Raw genomic sequence first — 17,856 nt, 5'->3', positions numbered from 1 at the left:
AATTAGACTGTCTCAATAATAAAGAATGTGATCCTGAGCCTGTCGAAGGACCTTCGATAACACCATTAAGGGTGTTCCGACAGGCTCAACATCACAATTTTCAGCGCAACCCTATTGATAATACTTTCTTAGTATCAGTAAAAAGCTGCATTAAAATTTCTTGTGAGGTGTCATTACCATTCCTTTAAATCCGTTCGGATCCAATTTTTCATCCAATGCCCTTAGTTCTGCTACAGATAGTTTTGCCGGCATTACTGTTGTACTGGTACTTAAGCTGGCCGTTTTTGTTGCTGTAGTTACAAAACCCCCGGTTTTGGCATACAATAACGCATAAGACAATAAAGTCTCTTTTTCATCTCCCCAGGCTTTGGTTAAATCTTCTGCTGATTCTTTATCAACCGTGAGGCCAGAATAATAGCCACCAACGCCCAATTTATTTTTGGTTTCAAATTCAGGGATATACATATCTACCTTATCTATCCTGATCGGAAAGAAACCTACAGGTTTGCCATAAGTTGTTCTGCCTATTAGCTTTACCTCCATTACTGGTTTTAGGCTGTTAATGGTTAATTCACTGGCAGATGCAGTATAGTCTGACACGATAAAATAAACCCTGTTTAAGGTTAAACTACCTGATTTTGCAAATTTTTCTATGTTATCGGCCGCTGTAGGCGAGTAATTTAAATCGGCATAGGTGGCATATTTTCCATTTACGCCTGAGGTAAAAGTCTGTAATTTACCTCCATCATCCAACAGCGGTTGATGTGCCAAAACGGAAGCTTTACGCTGGGCCGTAGTAATCGATTGTAAATAGTTATTGTAATAGGAAGTAAACATCGTATTACCTGTTTCTCCTGCCGGTGCTATTAAATTAATCATATCGGTAGCGGTGGTCACATAACCACCACCATTATAGCGCAAATCAACAATGAGCTCACTTACTCCCTGTGTAGCAAAGCCAGCAAAAACCGAACTAATGGCAGCAGTGGCATTATCGGTAAAACTATTAAATACGATATAACCAACTTTCTTTGTACCAACCGTATAAACATTCGTAAAAAATATCGGGTTAATGGTATACAGGCTACTGGTGATAACAGCTGTTTTTGCATTACCGGCAATATCATTATAAGCTAAAGTAACCGCCGGATTTGTGCCAAAAATAGCGCTACTTAAAAAGTTAACAGCACCAGGATAGGTCAGGTCTGTCCTTCCGTTCACACCGGTTATCCTGCAGCCACGTGTTAAGCCCTGCTGGGCGGCCGGCGAATTTGGATATACATATTTTACCCTAAGGTCTGTCTCGTTGTTATACTGAACAGAAAAACCGTAATCATTGGCTGAGCCATTTGCACTGGCCTTTAGCACCCCGGTTTTACCTGTAGTAGCCGCTGTATAGTCGAAAAACGAATATTTAGGATCGCCGGGAGTATTGGTATATTCATATGGTTTTCCTGTTGACGGATTCAAGGAGTATTGCGTCATGGCATATAACTCAGCTTCATTAGAGCTAAACCCACGTGGGTTAAACATTTCATAAGTTGGCAGCGAAGTATTCCAATAGTAAAGTTCTTTGCCGTATAAAAAAATAGAATCTTTGGTCAGTTCATCACGCGTTCCGTTAGGTGGTGTCACAACTGGCGGAGTTTCAGGCCCCTCAGGCGTATCATTGCTCTTTTTGCAGCCGGTAATGGCCCCGAAGCTTAAAAAACCCAGTACAACCAGGTAAATGAATTTCTTATTTCTCATGGAAATCAGGATAACGTTAGTGTATATACGAACCGGGCAATAGTTAAGTAGTTTGGAAATAAAACTTTTACCTACCAACAACTCCATTTAATTCAAAATATTGTGCTCTTTAAGCACCTCAATTCATGAATTACGTAAATCTACCGATTAAATTACTTTCTGCTGAAATATTTATTAAATTTTAAAAAATAGGCTAAAACTTGCCCGGCTATTAGCCTTTTCGCCCCCATAAATTGTCGCCTTTGCACCGCTTAAATCAATCAATTCATCCCCAAATTTGTTATCATAAATTGATAAACAGGTCCATTGAGTATAAATATACGCTTAATGATAAAGGAATTGATTACACTAAAATACAGGTTATGGAAAAAATAAAATTTAAAACCACCATTAACGCTACAAAAGAGAAAGTTTGGGATGTGCTTTTCGGTGTAGAAAGTTACCCGCAATGGACGGCCGTATTTGCTGAGGGCTCCAGTGTAGAAACCGATTGGAAAAAAGGGAGCAAAGCCCTGTTTCACGATGGCAAGGGAGATGGAATGTTAGCCCTTATCGAAGAAAATATCCCGAACCAGTACCTGTCTATCAAGCATATTGGTGAAATAAAAGATGGTAAAGAAATCCCCCATAACTGGGGCGAATCATTCGAGAATTATACGTTAACGGAAAAAGATGGCAAAACGGAACTTATAATCGACATGGAAATTATTAAAGAATGGCTTGATTATTTTGAAAAGACCTGGCCAAAAGCCCTCGATAAAGTAAAAGAGATGGCCGAAAAACGGAATGAATATCATGTTGAAACATAAACGAATACTATTCCAAACGTAAAAAGCCCTGCATTGCTGCAAGGCTTTTGTTTTTTGTGGTGCCACCTGGATTCGAACCAGGGACACAAGGATTTTCAGTCCTTTGCTCTACCGACTGAGCTATGGCACCCCCTTTTGGGATTGCAAATGTAGCGTTCTTTTTTACAAATGCAAAAAAGGATTCGAATTTATTTTAAAAAAAGACGGATAAATTCAACCATACAAACCCACTTTTCTGAAAATCAGCCAGATGTAATCAAAAAAATATTTGTCAATTTTGCTAATTTATCGACCATTGTGACCAATTATGACTTTTTGCAACCAGGTCAGTTAATTTCGGAAAATGATTAGCAAAAGTCTGGAAACCAAAAAAGCCTCTCATTGCTGAAAGGCTTTTGGAAGTGGTGCCACCTGGATTCGAACCAGGGACACAAGGATTTTCAGTCCTTTGCTCTACCGACTGAGCTATGGCACCATCCGTTTGGGATTGCAAATGTAGCGTTCTTTTTCCAAAAGCAAAACTTTTTTTCGATTATTTCATTGTTAACCTGATTATCAATTAATTAATTTTTCAGTTTATTAAAAGCAGTCCCTAATCCTAGCTTAGAATGAGTACAAACAAACAATTTTATTATTTTTTTTATGCATGCATAGCAATTTATTTGGATTAATATTATAATTTAGCATTACAATCTAATATTGCATGGTAGCACAGATCATTTTTCTAGTACTTACACTTGCAGCAATTGCGCTGTTTACAGTTAATCTGCGTAAAATAATTCGCAATATCCGCTTAGGCAAACCGGTAGATCGACGGGATCAGCCGCAAAAAAGACTAATGACCATGCTCCGCGTGGCCTTCGGGCAATCTAAAATGGTGGTCCGCCCTATTCCCGCCTTTCTGCACTTTTTTGTCTATATCGGTTTCATCATTATCAATATCGAGGTATTGGAAATCATGATTGATGGGTTATTCGGCACCCACCGGATCTTTAACGGCTTAGGTAGTCTATATAACTTTCTGATCGGATCTTTTGAGATTCTGGCTTTTACCGTTTGGGTTTCCTGTGCTATTTTTCTTGTCCGCAGGAACATCCTTAAGCTTAAACGCTTTAGTGGTGTGGAGATGAAAAGCTGGCCAAAATCAGATGCCAATTATATCCTGATTACCGAAATATTATTAATGAGTGCTTTCCTGCTCATGAATGCGGCTGATGCAAAACTGCAGCTTTTAGGCGCAAGCCATTATGTTAATGCAGGTGCTTTTCCGGTAAGCCAGTATTTAATCAATATCCTTCCTTCAACAGAAAAAGCGTTGGTTATTATCGAGCGAAGCTGCTGGTGGTTCCACATTGTCGGGATTTTGGCTTTCTTAAATTACCTGCCATATTCAAAACATTTTCACATTCTTTTTGCCTTTCCAAATACTTATTTCTCCAATCTGGAGCCTAAAGGCGAGTTTACCAATATGGCTTCGGTTACCAATGAGGTAAAAGCGATGCTCGATCCTTCGTACGTTCCGGCTGAAACCGAACCCGGTAAATTTGGTGCAAAAGATGTGACCGATTTAAGCTGGGTAAACCTGATGAATGCCTATACCTGTACCGAATGCGGCCGCTGTACTTCGGTATGCCCGGCAAATATTACCGGCAAGCTATTATCTCCACGGAAAATTATGATGGATACCCGCGACCGCATTACCGAAGTGGGACAAAACATTGATAAACATGGTGCAGAACATCAGGATGGGAAAGCTTTATTAGACGATTATATTACCCGGGAAGAAATCTGGGCCTGTACCAGTTGTAACGCTTGCGTAGAAGCCTGTCCGGTAAACATCGACCCATTGCAGATTATCATGGAATTGCGCCGTTATGCGGTAATGGAAGAATCGCAGGCTCCCGGAAGCATTAATGCAATGCTGGGCAATATCGAGAATAACCAGGCTCCCTGGAAATACTCACCAGCCGATCGTTTTAACTGGGCACAAGAAAGTTAGCAACTGACGTTTTCAGTTGACATTGAATTAAATAATAATTACCAGGTCTCGATACTCGATATTTGATATTCGATACTTGATACTAGTATAATAGACAAATGGAATTTAAAGTCCCTACAATGGCCGAATTAATGGCCGCAGGCGAAGAACCGGAAATATTATTTTGGGTTGGATGTGCAGGAAGCTATGATGAACGTGCACAGAAAATTACCCGCGACATCTGCAAGATTTTACATCATGTAGGCATAAAATATGCCGTATTGGGAACCGAAGAAAGCTGCACCGGCGATCCGGCTAAAAGAGCAGGAAACGAGTTTCTTTTCCAGATGCAGGCCATGACCAATATCGAGGTTTTAAATGCCTATAACATAAAAAAAATAGTAACCGGCTGTCCGCACTGTTTCAATACCATTAAAAATGAATACCCGGGCTTAGGGGGTACTTATGAAGTTATACACCATACGCAACTCATTCAGGATTTAATTAATGAAGGTAAATTAAAAGCTGAAGGGGGCGAAAGCTTTAAAGGCAAGAAAATTACCTATCACGATCCTTGTTATTTAGGCCGTGGAAACGGAATTTATGAAGCACCAAGAAAAGCATTGGAAGTTTTAGATGCCCAACTGGTAGAAATGAAACGCTGCAAAAGCAATGGTTTATGTTGTGGTGCCGGTGGTGCACAGATGTTTAAAGAACCCGAGAAAGGAAATAAAGACATCAATGTGGAACGTATTGATGAAGCGCTGGAAACCAGCCCTCAATTTATTGCAGCGGGTTGCCCATTTTGCATGACGATGTTAAGCGATGGCATTAAATTAAAAGATAAAGAACAGGAAGTAAAAGTGCTGGATATTGCAGAAATTACGGCAAGAGCCAACGGACTTTAAATAACTTTTATAACAAAGGCCTGAGTACCGGATACTCAGGCCTTTTATTTTTAACTATACGGCATCAGATAAAGAAGTAAAGGTAAAATCCCTTATCCTTAAAGGTGGTAAGAGATAGTTTGCCTCAGATTCGGCACTTACCGTGCGTTCTGCTATCCCGATTTCATCTAAATTATTCAACATAATGATCGGGCTTTCATTGAAACGAAAATTTTTCACCGGAAATTTAATTGCTCCATTTTCGATATAAAAAGTACCGTCTCTTGTTAATCCGGTTAATAACAATGTTTGCGGATCAACCGTACGGATATACCATAAACGGGTTACTAAAATTCCTTTTTCTGTTTCTTTGATCAGTTCTTCCAGGCTTTTGGTTCCGCCCTGCATAATAGCACCGCCCGGGAAGGGGATCGCTTTAATTCCGGTTTTTTGCGCCCAGTAGCGCGAACTGTATAAGTTTTTGACTACGCCTTTTTCTATCCAGTTTACTTTCTGCTGCGGCCGCCCGTCTCCGGCCCATGTTGAAGTTGGAAGTTCCGGATTCCAGGGGTCTGAATAGATATTTACCCTTTCGTCTACCAGCTGTTCTCCCAATTTTGTCTTACCTCCCGGTTTGCTCATAAAGCTCCGCCCTTCATCGGCTTGCCTGGCATCCATCGAGAAGAACAGGTTTTCCAGCATCACCGCTACCGCAGTTGGCTCTAAAATAACGGTATATTTTCCTGGCTCAATGGCCTTTGCCGTTACCGAAGACATTGCCTTTTTAGCGGCGATAGCAGTATCGGCTTTTGCATTTAGCTTGCTAAAATCAGTATATCCCCGGGTAGCATAACCAGAACCTTTACCATCATCAGTTCTAACGGTAATGTTAAAAGCAACATCCGTTGAAGTATTGTAGGCAAATAAACCTTTACTATTCATTATAGCAGCACAGCCCACGCTGTTCGATAAAAACCCGGCGGCATTCAGTTTATTATCCATAGCCTCTTTTAAACTGGCCTGTACCGCATCGGCCCTGTCTTTTGGCGTAATGGCCGCCGTAGCCGGAGAAAATGTAGGTGAATCGGCACCATATTCCTGAGGCCCAAGAAAAGGCATAAATTCGGGATTTTCCGGTGCTAGCTGCGCAAGTTCTTCCGATCTGCGAACCACTTTTTCCAAAGAAGCATCGTCAAATTCATTGATGGTAGCGGTACCCAGCTTTTTTCCAAAGGCCGAACTCACTACCAAACTGTTGGAACTGATTCCGCCACTGGTAGAAACTGCGTTTCTGGCATACCTTAAGTTTCCACTATCCGAGCAATTTAAGTTAACTTCACATTGTTCTGCTTTTGAGTAAGCAAGTACTTTGGTTAAAAGTGCCTTTGCTTCTGCTTTTGTTAAGATTGGCATAATTTCTATCAGATTTTTCTAGCGGTGTTGATCACATTAACTTTATTAAAACGTGCGGTTGCCGATCCATGCGATACAGCACTTACCTGGCCCGGCTGTCCCTTGCCATCAAAAAACGAACCGCCTAAACGGTAGTCGCTTTCATCGCAGATTGCTACACACGAATTCCAGAATTCCTGGGTATTGGCCTGATAGGCAACATCTTTAAGCATACCAATAATTTTCCCATCCTTTATTTCATAAAAAAGTTGCCCTCCGAACTGGAAGTTATAACGTTGCTGGTCAATAGAAAATGAACCATCGCCCACAATGTAAATGCCTTTCTCTACATTTTTGATCTGATCGGCAATACTGAGTTTTGCTTTACCCGGTTGCAAAGAAATGTTGGCCATACGCTGAAACTGGACACTGCTCCAATTATCGGCATAACAGCAGCCCTGCGAGTTTTTCAATCCCAAAATATGGGCCTGATCCCTGATGGCCTGATAGTTCACCAATATTCCATCTTTAATGATATCCCATTTTCCGCATTTAACACCTTCATCATCATAACCCACAGCTCCTAATGAGCCTATTTCTGTTTTATCAGCTGTAATGTTTACTTCCTTACTGCCATAATTGAATTTCTTAGATTCCCACTTATCCAAGGTGAGGAAACTGGTACCCGCATAGTTAGCCTCATAACCCAATACCCGATCGAGCTCAGTTGGGTGTCCGCAAGATTCGTGTATGGTAAGCCAAAGGTGCGAAGGATCTAAAACGAGGTCGTACTTTCCGGGCTCTACTGTTTTGGCCTTCATTTTTTCGCCAACTTGCCTTGCGCCCTGTTTGGCATCCTCAAGCATATCGTACCGGCCTTTATAAAGCGTACCCGATGCGGTTTGTATTTTATCCTGTGGCCTGGCATTGAGGTATTCATAGCCCTTGCCAGTAGGTGCACTTAATGCATTCCTGGTTTCGAACTTACCTGTTTCCTTATTGATTTTGGTGATAAAAAAAGTAGGCCATATGCGGTGAATATCCTGATCGATATAAGAGCCATCGGTAGAGGCAAAATATTTTTGCTCGTTAACGGCAAAAAGAATGGAATTGATGTAATCTGCCCCACCTTTTATGGCTGCGTCATTTACTGATAGTAAAAGGTCTACTTTTTCCTTTACCGGTACTTCAAATGTATTTTTTTCGATGGGAGCCTTCCAGCTTACTTCTCCATATCCTTTCTGGGGAGCCAGTTGTACAGGTTCGCGCAATAAACGGGCATTTTCTTTGGCAATGGTTACGGCCAGTTCTGCTGCCTTTGCAATACTGTCTTTATCCATTTTATCTGTTGCCGCGAAACCCCAGCTTCCATTTGCAATTACCCTGATACCAATACCATACGATTCGGTATTCACAATATTTTCCACCTTATCTTCGCGCGTAACCACATATTGGTTAAGGTACCTTCCAATGCGTACATCGGTGTAGGTTGCCCCTTTTGACCGTGCCGCATTCAGGGCCACATCAGACATGATTTTCTTTGCCGCAGGATCTACATAAGTTAATGCCTGCTCGGGGGAAATCTCTCTCCCGAAAACTGGAATAGCAGGCAGCATGGCCGCAGCAGCACCTACACCAGTCAAATAAATAAAGTTTCTACGTTTCAAGATAAGATGGTTTAAAATACGACTTAAGATAGCGGTTTTAACCCAATCTCCAAAATTTTAGTCTATTATCACATTGAATCTGAAACACATGCCGGCAATACAAAAATGCTGTTATTACTGAATTTTAACAGACTGTTGCTGAACGCATATTTTTTCGAGGTTATCCCTGATCTGGTTTAAATCTTCGGCCTCCATATTTTTTACAGGGATAATTACCTGCGTAGCCATCGAATCTACATCGCCACCCCTATCCTTATAAGTCTGCACAATTACATCATCACCCTTGGTATGGATATATAATTTACCCGACAGGGTAGTTCCATAATAATCCATATCTTTAAATTTAGCCAGCTTAAATGCGAAATACTCGGTTTTACCGTTATTAAAATAACGTTTGTAGCGGCAAAAACCATTGTTGGTAACATTTAGTTCGTAACGCTTGATTTGTCCGTTTTCCTGGCTCGTATCGTAATGATCGCTAAATGTTTTATGAAGGTAACTGACGTACTGTTCGATGGATTCGGGCTCTGAAAAAGCGCATAAAAACATACAAAAAGCCGAAAGAAGGGATATTTTCAAGCAGAGTGTAAACTTTTTCATCGGGTTAGCGTTTTTAATACAGCAAATTAATTAAAATCATAAATTTGTATATGAGTTTTTCTCCACAATCAAGAGTTTGGATATACCAAAGCGATCGAAAATTTACTTCAAGTGAAGAAAATGAGATCCTGAATAAATTAGCAGCTTTTACCAGCCAGTGGAAGGCGCATGGAAACGAACTGCTGGCCAAAGCAGAAATTCGTTATGGCTTTTTTATTATCCTTACTGTTGATGAAAGTCAGGCCGGAGTAACCGGTTGCTCTATTGATAGTTCTGTGAGATTGATCAAAGAAATCGAACAGGAATATCATGTTGATCTTTTTAACCGCTTTAACATGGCTTATAAAGTAAATGGCGAGGTTGTGGTAAACAGCAAGGAAGATTTCGAGACCCTGGTAAACATCAAACAGGTAACACCCGAAACGATTGTATTTAACAACATGGTTCAAAATTTGGCTGAACTGGAAACCAAATGGGAAGTTCCTTTCCAAAATAGCTGGCACTCTACCGTTTTTGCCCATTTACTGTAAGCATTTCGCTTATTTTACACTGAATGCGATCATTTCATCCTAAAAGATGAAATGGATTTCATGCTCAGCAGGCGCATTATTTCGAAGCACCTTCTAACTACATAAAATGGCTTTAAAATAAATCATTTTAAACCACTTAAAGTGCTAATACTGATATTTTTCGTTATTAATCAAACAATTAGCCTGTAAAAAACATTATATTGGTTAAATCAAATAATGTTTATGAAGCGCTGGCTCAAAATCTCTTTAAAAATTATATCTGTTTTAGTTGTCCTCATTATATTAACCTGGTTGGCAGGTGCGTTTTATATTAGCCGTAACAAGAAAGAAGTGCTGGCTTCTATCCTCTCGCAACTAAATAAGAATTTAAATGGTCAGATTACGGCCACCAGCATGGAGCCTACACTCCTAAAGAGCTTTCCGGGCGTTTCCGTATCCCTAAACGGTGTTTTATTAAGGGATAGCTTATGGGCGCAACATAAGCATGATTTATTAAAAGCAGAAGATATAGATGTATCCCTAAATGTGCTTTCGCTTATTGTAGGCAATATCAATATCAAGCAGATAGCCATCAATAATGCAGCTATATACCTCTATACCGATTCTACCGGCTACAGCAATACCAGTATTTTTAAGAGCAAGCCCAAAACAGAGAAAAAATCTTCGCCCAAATCTTCTGCATTGGAGGTTGGTAAAATCGATTTTAATAAAGTGAGTTTAATACTCGATAACAAAAAGAGATTTAAACTTTTCAACTTTGATATCGATCAGATCAAGGGCAGGATGGAATATCCGGATAGTGGATGGGTGGGAAAAATAAAATTAAAAACCCAGGTAAACAGTTTCGCATTTAATACCCGTAAGGGCAGTTTTTTAAAAGATAAATCGCTCGAAGGCACCTTACAGGCTCATTACAGCCGTGATCTGGATGCGGTAATTTTATATCCTGAAGTATTAAACATTGGCGGTCACCCTTTTGAGATAGGCGCAAAAATAGATCTTGCCAAATCTGCTTTTGCCATTAATATTGCTGTTGACGATGTGTTATTCAGGGATGTAGCTTTGCTTTTATCGCCTAACATTTCGTCTAAGCTTTTAAAATTTGGCATCGAAAAACCCATCGATATCCGTGGGAATATCATCGATGACGGATCAGGTAAATACGGAGATCCGCTGATAAAAGTTGGCATTAAAGTACGCGATAATATCGTTTCTATTCCGGCAGGTAAATTAACAGCCTGTAACTTTGATGGATCTTTTACCAACCGCGATACCGCTGGTGGGGTTATTGGCGATGAAAACTCTTCCATTAAATTCCACAAACTAACGGCCAAATATTTCAATGCACCCCTCAAAATCGATACGTTTACAGTAAACAACTTATCGCGGCCAATCGCCACAGGCCTGGTTACTTCGCAGTTTCCTCTATCTAACTTAAACAATTCCTTTGGCACAAATAATTTCGAATTTAAAAACGGAACTGCTAACCTGAGATTATATTGTAAGGCCGATATTGATAATTTCAGGTTTACCAAGCCGGTAGTTTCAGGTAAAATACAGGTTGCTGACGCCGATATCCTTTACATCCCGAGAAAACTGCACCTGGTAAAAAGTGCATTAAACATCAATTTTAACCAAAACGATCTATCTATCCAGAACGGACATTTTCAACTGGGCAAAAGTGAGCTGAACGTAAGTTGTAGCATTGCAAATTTTGCCAATTTATATTATACCGCACCAGATAAAATACTGGTGAATTTAAAAATGTCGAGTCCACAACTTTATTTAAAAGAATTTCTACCCTTTTTAGGGCCAAGATCGAGCAATAAACCTAAATCGGGTGGAAACAAACGGGTGGTATCTAAAGAACTGAGTAATGTGCTCGAGCTTTCTAAAATGAACATCCGCTTAACGGTAGATAAAGCCATTTATGAAAAATTTACGGCCAAAAACCTCGATGCAGATATTTCATTACGTGGAGGCGGTATATTTTTCAATAAAATCAGTGTGGCGCATGCCGGCGGGCAGTTATCCCTGGCAGGCAATATTATTCAGGAAGCTGCCTCAAACAGCTTTAAAATTAATTCGAAAATCAGCCATGTGAGTGTTAAAGATTTCTTTTACTCTTTTGATAATTTCGGACAGAATACCATTACCAACAAAAATTTAAAGGGCTACCTCTCTTCGCTGGTTAATATTTCGGGCAGGATATCACATACCGGAAAAATCCTGCCGCGATCTATAAATGGCAAAGTAGTATTCAATCTGAACAATGCAGCCCTTGTTAATTTCGAGCCCATGGTTAAAGTCGGGAAATTTGCCTTTGCAAACCGGAACTTATCCAATGTAGAGATCAAAAACCTGGATGGAACCCTCAACATCAGGGGCGACAAAATCGAAATCAGTCCAATGCAGATTAATTCCAGTGCTTTAAATTTTAATGTTAAAGGTACTTATGCTTTGGGTAATGGAACTAATGTAGCCATGGATATCCCTTTAAGGAATCCCAAAGGAGATGAAAACCTAACCAAAGAAGAGAAAAAACAAGCCAGAATGCGAGGCATCGTACTGCATTTAAAGGCTGTTGACGATGAAAAAGGGGGCATTAAGATCAGGTGGAACAAAGATCACGATTAGTTCGGGAGTCTTGAGCCTATAGTCTTTAGTCGATAATAGACTGAGGACCAAGGACTGTGAACTTAAGACTAAAAATCCAGCGGCCCCAACCTGTTCATATTTCTTAAAATCAGGTATTGACGGTGCCTGATGTAAGGTGTGGCATTTTTTGGGGTCCATCTTAATGGATTTGGGAAACAAGAAGCAATTAAGGCAGCCTGTTTTTTGGTTAATTTAGCACACGATTTTCCGTAATACTCCTGCGAAGCAGCCTCAGCACCGTAAATGCCATCGCCCATTTCGATAACGTTCAGATAAACCTCTAATATCCTTTCTTTGCTCCAGAAAAGTTCGATCAGCAAGGTAAAATAAGCTTCAAAACCTTTTCTTATCCACGATCGGCCAGGCCATAAAAAAACATTTTTTGCCGTCTGTTGCGAAATGGTACTTCCTCCCTTTACTTTCTTCCCTTTGGCATTGCTGGCAAAAGCTTTTTCAATGGCTTTCATATCAAAGCCTATATGTTTTAAAAAGAGCTGATCTTCGGCCGATACCGCTGCCCTTTTCATGTTGTCAGAAATATCGTCAAACTTTACCCATTTCTTCTCTGTTTTAAAAGGCTTTCCATCAGCCTTACGCTCAACGTTCCGTAAAACCATTAAAAGTGTAATCGGCGGATTAATGAAACGCAACGCGATAACCCAAAATACAGAAACCAGCAAAAAATATAAAAATACTTTGGTGGCAATATCGGTGATCCTTTTTAGTAACGGATGTTTTGCTTTACTTTTTGTTCTGGTTTTACGGGTTTTTGCCATGCGCCAAAGTTAATTAAAGGGATGGAAGATGGGAAACTGAAGAGCAAAGATTCTTTCCAAAATGATTTTTTAAGGTTCAAAAATTAAATGAAAGATTAACAAATAGTATATAAATGCCATTGTTTTGTATTTTAGGGTTTAATTATAGCCAAATGAAAAAATTGCCCTATCTATTTTTAGCCCTCAGCTTATGGGGATGTAGCACAACCCGGAACATCAGTAACCAACCTGAAAAATGGGTTAAACTTTTCAACGGAAAAGACATTAAAGACTGGAATGTCAAAATCCACCATCATGATTACAATGTAAATTTCGGGAATACTTTCCGTGTAGAAGATGGCATTATCAAAGTACGTTACGATCAATATGGCGACTTTAACGATCAGTTTGGCCATCTCTACTATAAAACACCTTTTTCTTACTACCACCTCAAACTAAAATACCGCTTTGTTGGCGAGCTGCAAAAAGGCGCACCAAGTTATACCCTGCGTAACAGCGGATTAATGTTCCACTCGCAGGATCCAAAAACAATGCCTAAAGAACAAGACTGGCCAATTTCAGTTGAGATGCAGTTTTTAGGAGGTTTAAGCGACGGCAGGCCGCGGCCAACAGGTAATATGTGTTCGCCAGGCACCGATATTTTTTACCAGGGCAAACTATATGATGGCCATTGTTTGGACTCTAAATCGAAAACATACGATGGCGACCAATGGGTATCGGCAGAACTGATTGTTCTGGGCGATTCGCTCGTGACGCATATTATCAACGGCGATACGGTTTTACAGTATAGCAAACCACAGATAGGTAATGGCGTAGCTAACCGCTACGACCCGAAAATTAAAATTGATGGTAAAATGCTTACAGAAGGATTTGTTGCTTTGCAAAGTGAAGGTCAGCCGGTAGATTTTAAGGATATCGAGATCATGGAATTACCGCATAACAGCAAGAAAAAATCAAAATAAACATTTTCCGATATCATACGTTACAAGAACATGAAAGTTGCATTAATTACGGGAGGAAGTAAAGGAATCGGTTTTGGTATAGCCGAGGCCCTTTTAAAAGACGGTTACAAAGTAGCCATTACCAGCAGAACTATTGCGAGCGCAAACCAGGCAGCTGCCGATCTGGTTGCTTTTGGCGATGTACTGGCCATTGAAGCCAATGTGGCAGATTTTAATTCCCAACAGGAAGCCATTAACCTGATTATCGAAAAATGGGGGCAATTGGATGTACTGATCGCAAATGCGGGTGTCGGCCATTTCGCTCCGGTAGACGAATTGAGTGTTGATTTATGGAAAGAAACCATCGATACCAATTTAACGGGTGTTTTTTATAGTATTAAAGCATCGGTTGACGAAATCAAAAAAAGCAAAGGGCATATTTTTACGATATCGAGTTTAGCGGGCACTAACTTTTTTGCGGGGGGGTCGGCCTATAATGCAAGTAAATTTGGGTTAACGGGATTTACCCAATCGGTAATGCTTGATTTAAGAAAATACGGTGTAAAAGTGAGTACCATTATGCCTGGCTCGGTAGCGAGCCATTTTAACAACCATCAACCTGATGGCGAAACCGATGCCTGGAAAATCCAGCCGGAAGATATGGGCAAACTCATTGTTGATTTATTAGCCATGCCAGCAAGAACATTACCAAGCAAGGTAGAAATCAGACCAACCACGCCTAAGGGATAGGAAAGATTTGAGATTTGAGACATCAGATTTGAGACATCAGATTTGAGCTAAAAAATTAGCACGTTTTGCCAAGTCTCAAATCTCAGCTCTAATTTCTCAGATCTAAAGCATAAAAAAAGTCCTTTCAGAAAAACCAAAAGGACTTTTTATGATTCTTTAAAGAATGCTTATTCAGCAACTACTTCGAAAGGAACCTGAACTTTAACTTCTTTGTGCAAGTTTAAGTTAGCCACATATTCGCCAACAAATTTAGGTTCAGTTTCGAAAGTGATACGACGACGGTCTACATCAAAGCCTTGCGCTTTTAATGCCTCAGCAATCTGGATGGTATTAACCGCTCCGAAGATTTTTCCGCTTTCGCCAGCTTTAGCACCGATTGAAAGTTTAACATCAGTTAAACGCTCAGCAACGCCTTCAGCATCTTTCTTAATTTTATCTTGTTTAAAAGCAGCTTGCTTTAAGTTTTCAGCCAAAACTTTTTTAGCTGAAGAAGTAGCCAATGCTGCAAATCCTTGAGGGATTAAATAGTTACGGCCAAAACCTGGCTTTACTGTAACTACATCATCTTTCTCACCAAGGCCTTTAATATCTTGTTTTAAAATAATTTCCATATCTCTAGCCTCCTATTTTAATTGATCAGCAACGAAAGGTAACAAACCGATATGACGGGCACGTTTAACGGCCTGAGCCACTTTACGTTGGAATTTTAACGAAGTACCAGTTAAACGGCGTGGTAATAATTTACCTTGATCGTTGATAAATTTCAACAAGAAGTTTGCATCCTTGTAATCGATGTATTTAATTCCGTTTTTCTTGAAACGGCAATATTTTTTACGGTTATCCTCTACTTTAGGGGCAGTTACGTATTGAATTTGTTCTCTTGCCATTACGCTGCAACCTCCTTAGTTTTTTTGTTAAAAGCACCACTACGCTTTTTCTCATTGTAAGCAATTGCGTGTTTGTCTAAACGGATAGTTAAGAAACGTAACACACGCTCATCGCGTTTTAATTCAAGCTCTAATTTTGCGATCAAATCTCCTGAAGCTTTGTATTCAGTTAAGTTGAAGAATCCGTTTGATTTTTTATCAATTGGATACGCTAATTTTCTCAAACCCCAACTATCTTCTTGGATAATTTCGGCATTGTTATCTGTAAGAACTGCTTTAAATTTAGCTAATGCTTCTTTTGCAGCGTCTTCCGATAACAACGGGGTTAGAACGATAACAGTTTCGTACTGATTCATTGTTATTAATTAAGTTTTTAATTTTTTAATCCCGAGGTATATTACGGGGATGCAAAAGTAACAATATTTTTCTTAAAATCAAATGATTAGTAAGAATAATAATGGAATAGGGCTAGATGGAAAATGGATGATGAAAATAACGATATTAGTTCATCCGTCTTACCTCTCCCATTTTATATAAAAAAAGGGAATTATCATCAAGATAATCCCCTTATATCAATTAGCTGTTGTTATTAATAAGTTTGTATCGTTTTAACATAAGACTCATCTTTAAATTTAACCATGAAGGTCAATTCTTTTGAATCTGTTTTGCTGATATTGAATTTTTTGGTCAACTGGGTTTTATCTTTAAAAACCTCGTAATACACCTCATCATTGTATTCGTTGTACACTTTCACTTCGATTGGGCTTTTATCCAAATTCTCCAGGTTAAGCGTAATCACCTGATCTTTTTGAGTATAAACCGGTTTAAATACGTTAGAGATTTTTGGCTCAGAAACAAGCGCTTTACCATTTTTAATGGTTACAGTATATTTAGCCAGTTTTAAATCAGATTCTATTTTAAGTAAATAAATTCCGTCAGGAAGTGCATTTAAATCATAAACTTTGCTTGAAGCTGCCGAGGCATGAATGTTTTCTTCGAACAATACTTCCTCATCTGAACCCACAAACGATAAATTAACATCTTCTGCCCTGTCTATAGAAAAACGGATAAATTTATTTTTTTCGCCTTTTACGTTTAGTGTAAAATTATCATCGTTAGCGTGAACACCCGTAGCAGTAAAAAATAACGCTGCTATTAAACCGATTTTTAAGAACTTTTTCATAACCAAATATTTTAAAGAGTCAATCATTATATGATGATACTAAGGTAAGGTGCTATTTTGAATATAGTGAGTTGCATATTTTCCACTTTCTATGCTATATTACCCCAACAACACCTTAATTTGACAAAAAGCTATAATAAAGCATATTTTTTATGTATTTTGGTAAAATAATTTAACACATATGAAACCAAGTTTCGAGGTTGTTGAGCCTTCGTTCGGAAGTTCGTTCTATTATTCGAAGTATGTAGAAAATGCAAACAACATGGCACATCTTTGGCATTACCATCCGGAGATCGAAATGGTGTTTGTAAATGGCGGGTCGGGGAAAAGGCAAATCGGAAGTCACGTTTCTTACTATACCGAGGGCGATCTTATCCTGATCGGCAGCAACCTTCCCCATTGCGGCTTTACCGATACCAATACCGGGAATAAAAATGAAACGGTGATCCAGATGAAGCCCGATTTCCTGGGCAGCGTGTTTCTGGGCCTGCAAGAGATAAAAGGCATACAGGAACTGTTCGATAAATCGAAAGCAGGAATCGCCTTTGGCAGCGAAACCATGCATGCAGTTGGCGAAAGGATTGAAATGATGGACGATCAGCCACCTTTTGAAAGACTTTTAACTTTACTCAGCGTATTAAAGCAACTTGAACATGCTAAAGATTACCACATCTTAAACGCCGATGGTTTTTCGATGGAAATGCAGGTGCAGGACAACGATCGCATCAACATGATCTTTAACTATGTAAAAGACCACTTCCAGGAGCAGATCAGTTTACAGCATGTAGCAGAAATGTCGAGCATGACGGTTCCTTCATTTTGCCGGTATTTTAAAAAAATCACCAAAAAAACCTTTACAAATTTTGTAAACGAATACCGGGTAGTACACGCCTCAAAGCTTTTGGCCGAAAAACCCACCAGCATCGCCAATATCTCTTACGAAAGCGGTTTTAACAATTTCAGCCACTTTAATAAATTATTTAAGGAATTTACGGGCAAAAGTGCTTCTGAGTATAGGAATGAGTTAAAATCAGTCATTAAATAATCTC

General features: G+C 39.5%; 17 protein-coding genes and 2 tRNA genes. 8 read left to right on the top strand and 11 right to left on the bottom strand.

Annotated features, from left to right (window positions below; all coding sequences use genetic code 11):
- Nucleotides 1–150: 150 nt before the first annotated feature.
- On the bottom strand, nt 151–1,749 hold the full coding sequence (locus tag GGQ60_RS09215; protein WP_183762730.1) for a S41 family peptidase: 1,599 nt from the start codon (nt 1,747–1,749) through the stop codon (nt 151–153).
- A 362-nt stretch (nt 1,750–2,111) separates the two neighbouring features.
- Between GGQ60_RS09215 and GGQ60_RS09210 the strand changes: the two genes are divergently transcribed.
- Nucleotides 2,112–2,558 carry an SRPBCC family protein gene (locus GGQ60_RS09210; protein WP_183762727.1) on the top strand — a complete coding sequence of 149 codons (447 nt, stop codon included), beginning with the start codon at nt 2,112–2,114 and terminating at the stop codon, nt 2,556–2,558.
- A 57-nt stretch (nt 2,559–2,615) separates the two neighbouring features.
- Here the strand turns inward: GGQ60_RS09210 and GGQ60_RS09205 are convergent.
- Nucleotides 2,616–2,688: transfer RNA gene (locus GGQ60_RS09205), tRNA-Phe, on the bottom strand.
- 272 nt (nt 2,689–2,960) lie between these two features.
- Nucleotides 2,961–3,033 (bottom strand) — tRNA-Phe (locus GGQ60_RS09200).
- A 228-nt stretch (nt 3,034–3,261) separates the two neighbouring features.
- Here GGQ60_RS09200 and GGQ60_RS09195 point away from each other — a divergent pair.
- Nucleotides 3,262–4,557, top strand: a complete 1,296-nt coding sequence (locus tag GGQ60_RS09195; RefSeq protein WP_183762725.1) for a 4Fe-4S dicluster domain-containing protein — start codon at nt 3,262–3,264, stop codon at nt 4,555–4,557.
- Between the two features lie 98 nt (nt 4,558–4,655).
- Nucleotides 4,656–5,444: a (Fe-S)-binding protein gene (locus tag GGQ60_RS09190; protein WP_183762722.1), complete on the top strand. Its 789-nt coding sequence runs from the start codon at nt 4,656–4,658 to the stop codon at nt 5,442–5,444.
- A gap of 54 nt (nt 5,445–5,498) precedes the next feature.
- On the opposite strand, the gene GGQ60_RS09185 is transcribed toward GGQ60_RS09190, so the two are convergent.
- From GGQ60_RS09185 to GGQ60_RS09175, 3 genes are all read right to left on the bottom strand, one after another.
- A complete protein-coding gene (locus GGQ60_RS09185) occupies nt 5,499–6,836 on the bottom strand; it encodes a TldD/PmbA family protein (protein WP_221235918.1) in 1,338 nt (445 codons plus the stop codon).
- Nucleotides 6,837–6,844: 8 nt separating this feature from the next.
- Entirely contained in the window at nt 6,845–8,482 is a 1,638-nt protein-coding gene (locus GGQ60_RS09180; protein ID WP_183762719.1) for a TldD/PmbA family protein, read from the bottom strand.
- Between the two features lie 114 nt (nt 8,483–8,596).
- On the bottom strand, nt 8,597–9,082 hold the full coding sequence (locus tag GGQ60_RS09175) for a hypothetical protein (RefSeq protein ID WP_183762716.1): 486 nt from the start codon (nt 9,080–9,082) through the stop codon (nt 8,597–8,599).
- 50 nt (nt 9,083–9,132) lie between these two features.
- On the opposite strand from GGQ60_RS09175, the gene GGQ60_RS09170 reads away from it, so the two are divergent.
- Nucleotides 9,133–9,612, top strand: a complete 480-nt coding sequence (locus tag GGQ60_RS09170) for an ABC transporter ATPase (protein WP_183762713.1) — start codon at nt 9,133–9,135, stop codon at nt 9,610–9,612.
- Nucleotides 9,613–9,834: 222 nt separating this feature from the next.
- A complete protein-coding gene (locus tag GGQ60_RS09165) occupies nt 9,835–12,249 on the top strand; it encodes an AsmA family protein (RefSeq protein WP_183762709.1) in 2,415 nt (804 codons plus the stop codon).
- Between the two features lie 68 nt (nt 12,250–12,317).
- On the opposite strand, the gene mtgA is transcribed toward GGQ60_RS09165, so the two are convergent.
- Nucleotides 12,318–13,046 carry a monofunctional biosynthetic peptidoglycan transglycosylase gene (gene mtgA / locus GGQ60_RS09160; protein ID WP_183762706.1) on the bottom strand — a complete coding sequence of 243 codons (729 nt, stop codon included), beginning with the start codon at nt 13,044–13,046 and terminating at the stop codon, nt 12,318–12,320.
- A 152-nt stretch (nt 13,047–13,198) separates the two neighbouring features.
- Between mtgA and GGQ60_RS09155 the strand changes: the two genes are divergently transcribed.
- Together GGQ60_RS09155 and GGQ60_RS09150 are read left to right on the top strand one after the other, a co-directional pair.
- Entirely contained in the window at nt 13,199–14,008 is an 810-nt protein-coding gene (locus tag GGQ60_RS09155; protein ID WP_183762703.1) for a 3-keto-disaccharide hydrolase, read from the top strand.
- A 30-nt stretch (nt 14,009–14,038) separates the two neighbouring features.
- Nucleotides 14,039–14,737, top strand: coding sequence for an SDR family oxidoreductase (locus GGQ60_RS09150; protein ID WP_183762700.1), 699 nt, complete (start codon nt 14,039–14,041; stop codon nt 14,735–14,737).
- Between the two features lie 167 nt (nt 14,738–14,904).
- Here the strand turns inward: GGQ60_RS09150 and rplI are convergent, their stop codons facing one another.
- From rplI to GGQ60_RS09130, 4 genes are all read right to left on the bottom strand, one after another.
- Nucleotides 14,905–15,348: a 50S ribosomal protein L9 gene (gene rplI / locus GGQ60_RS09145; protein WP_167293211.1), complete on the bottom strand. Its 444-nt coding sequence runs from the start codon at nt 15,346–15,348 to the stop codon at nt 14,905–14,907.
- Between the two features lie 12 nt (nt 15,349–15,360).
- On the bottom strand, nt 15,361–15,624 hold the full coding sequence (gene rpsR / locus GGQ60_RS09140; RefSeq protein ID WP_010599582.1) for a 30S ribosomal protein S18: 264 nt from the start codon (nt 15,622–15,624) through the stop codon (nt 15,361–15,363).
- On the bottom strand, nt 15,624–15,980 hold the full coding sequence (rpsF, locus tag GGQ60_RS09135; protein WP_183762697.1) for a 30S ribosomal protein S6: 357 nt from the start codon (nt 15,978–15,980) through the stop codon (nt 15,624–15,626). Before rpsF ends, rpsR begins: the two co-directional genes overlap by 1 nt.
- Before the next feature lie 233 nt (nt 15,981–16,213).
- Nucleotides 16,214–16,807 (bottom strand): hypothetical protein, encoded by a 594-nt coding sequence (locus tag GGQ60_RS09130; protein ID WP_183762694.1) that lies wholly within the window; start codon nt 16,805–16,807, stop codon nt 16,214–16,216.
- A gap of 181 nt (nt 16,808–16,988) precedes the next feature.
- Between GGQ60_RS09130 and GGQ60_RS09125 the strand changes: the two genes are divergently transcribed.
- A complete protein-coding gene (locus GGQ60_RS09125; protein WP_183762691.1) occupies nt 16,989–17,852 on the top strand; it encodes an AraC family transcriptional regulator in 864 nt (287 codons plus the stop codon).
- Nucleotides 17,853–17,856 lie beyond the last annotated feature (4 nt).

The organism is Pedobacter zeae (genome assembly GCF_014196715.1).
In the GTDB taxonomy this organism is placed as follows: Bacteria; Bacteroidota; Bacteroidia; order Sphingobacteriales; family Sphingobacteriaceae; genus Pedobacter; species Pedobacter zeae.
Note: the sequence above shows the minus strand (reverse complement) of the source record. Positions and strands in the feature narration are given on the sequence as shown.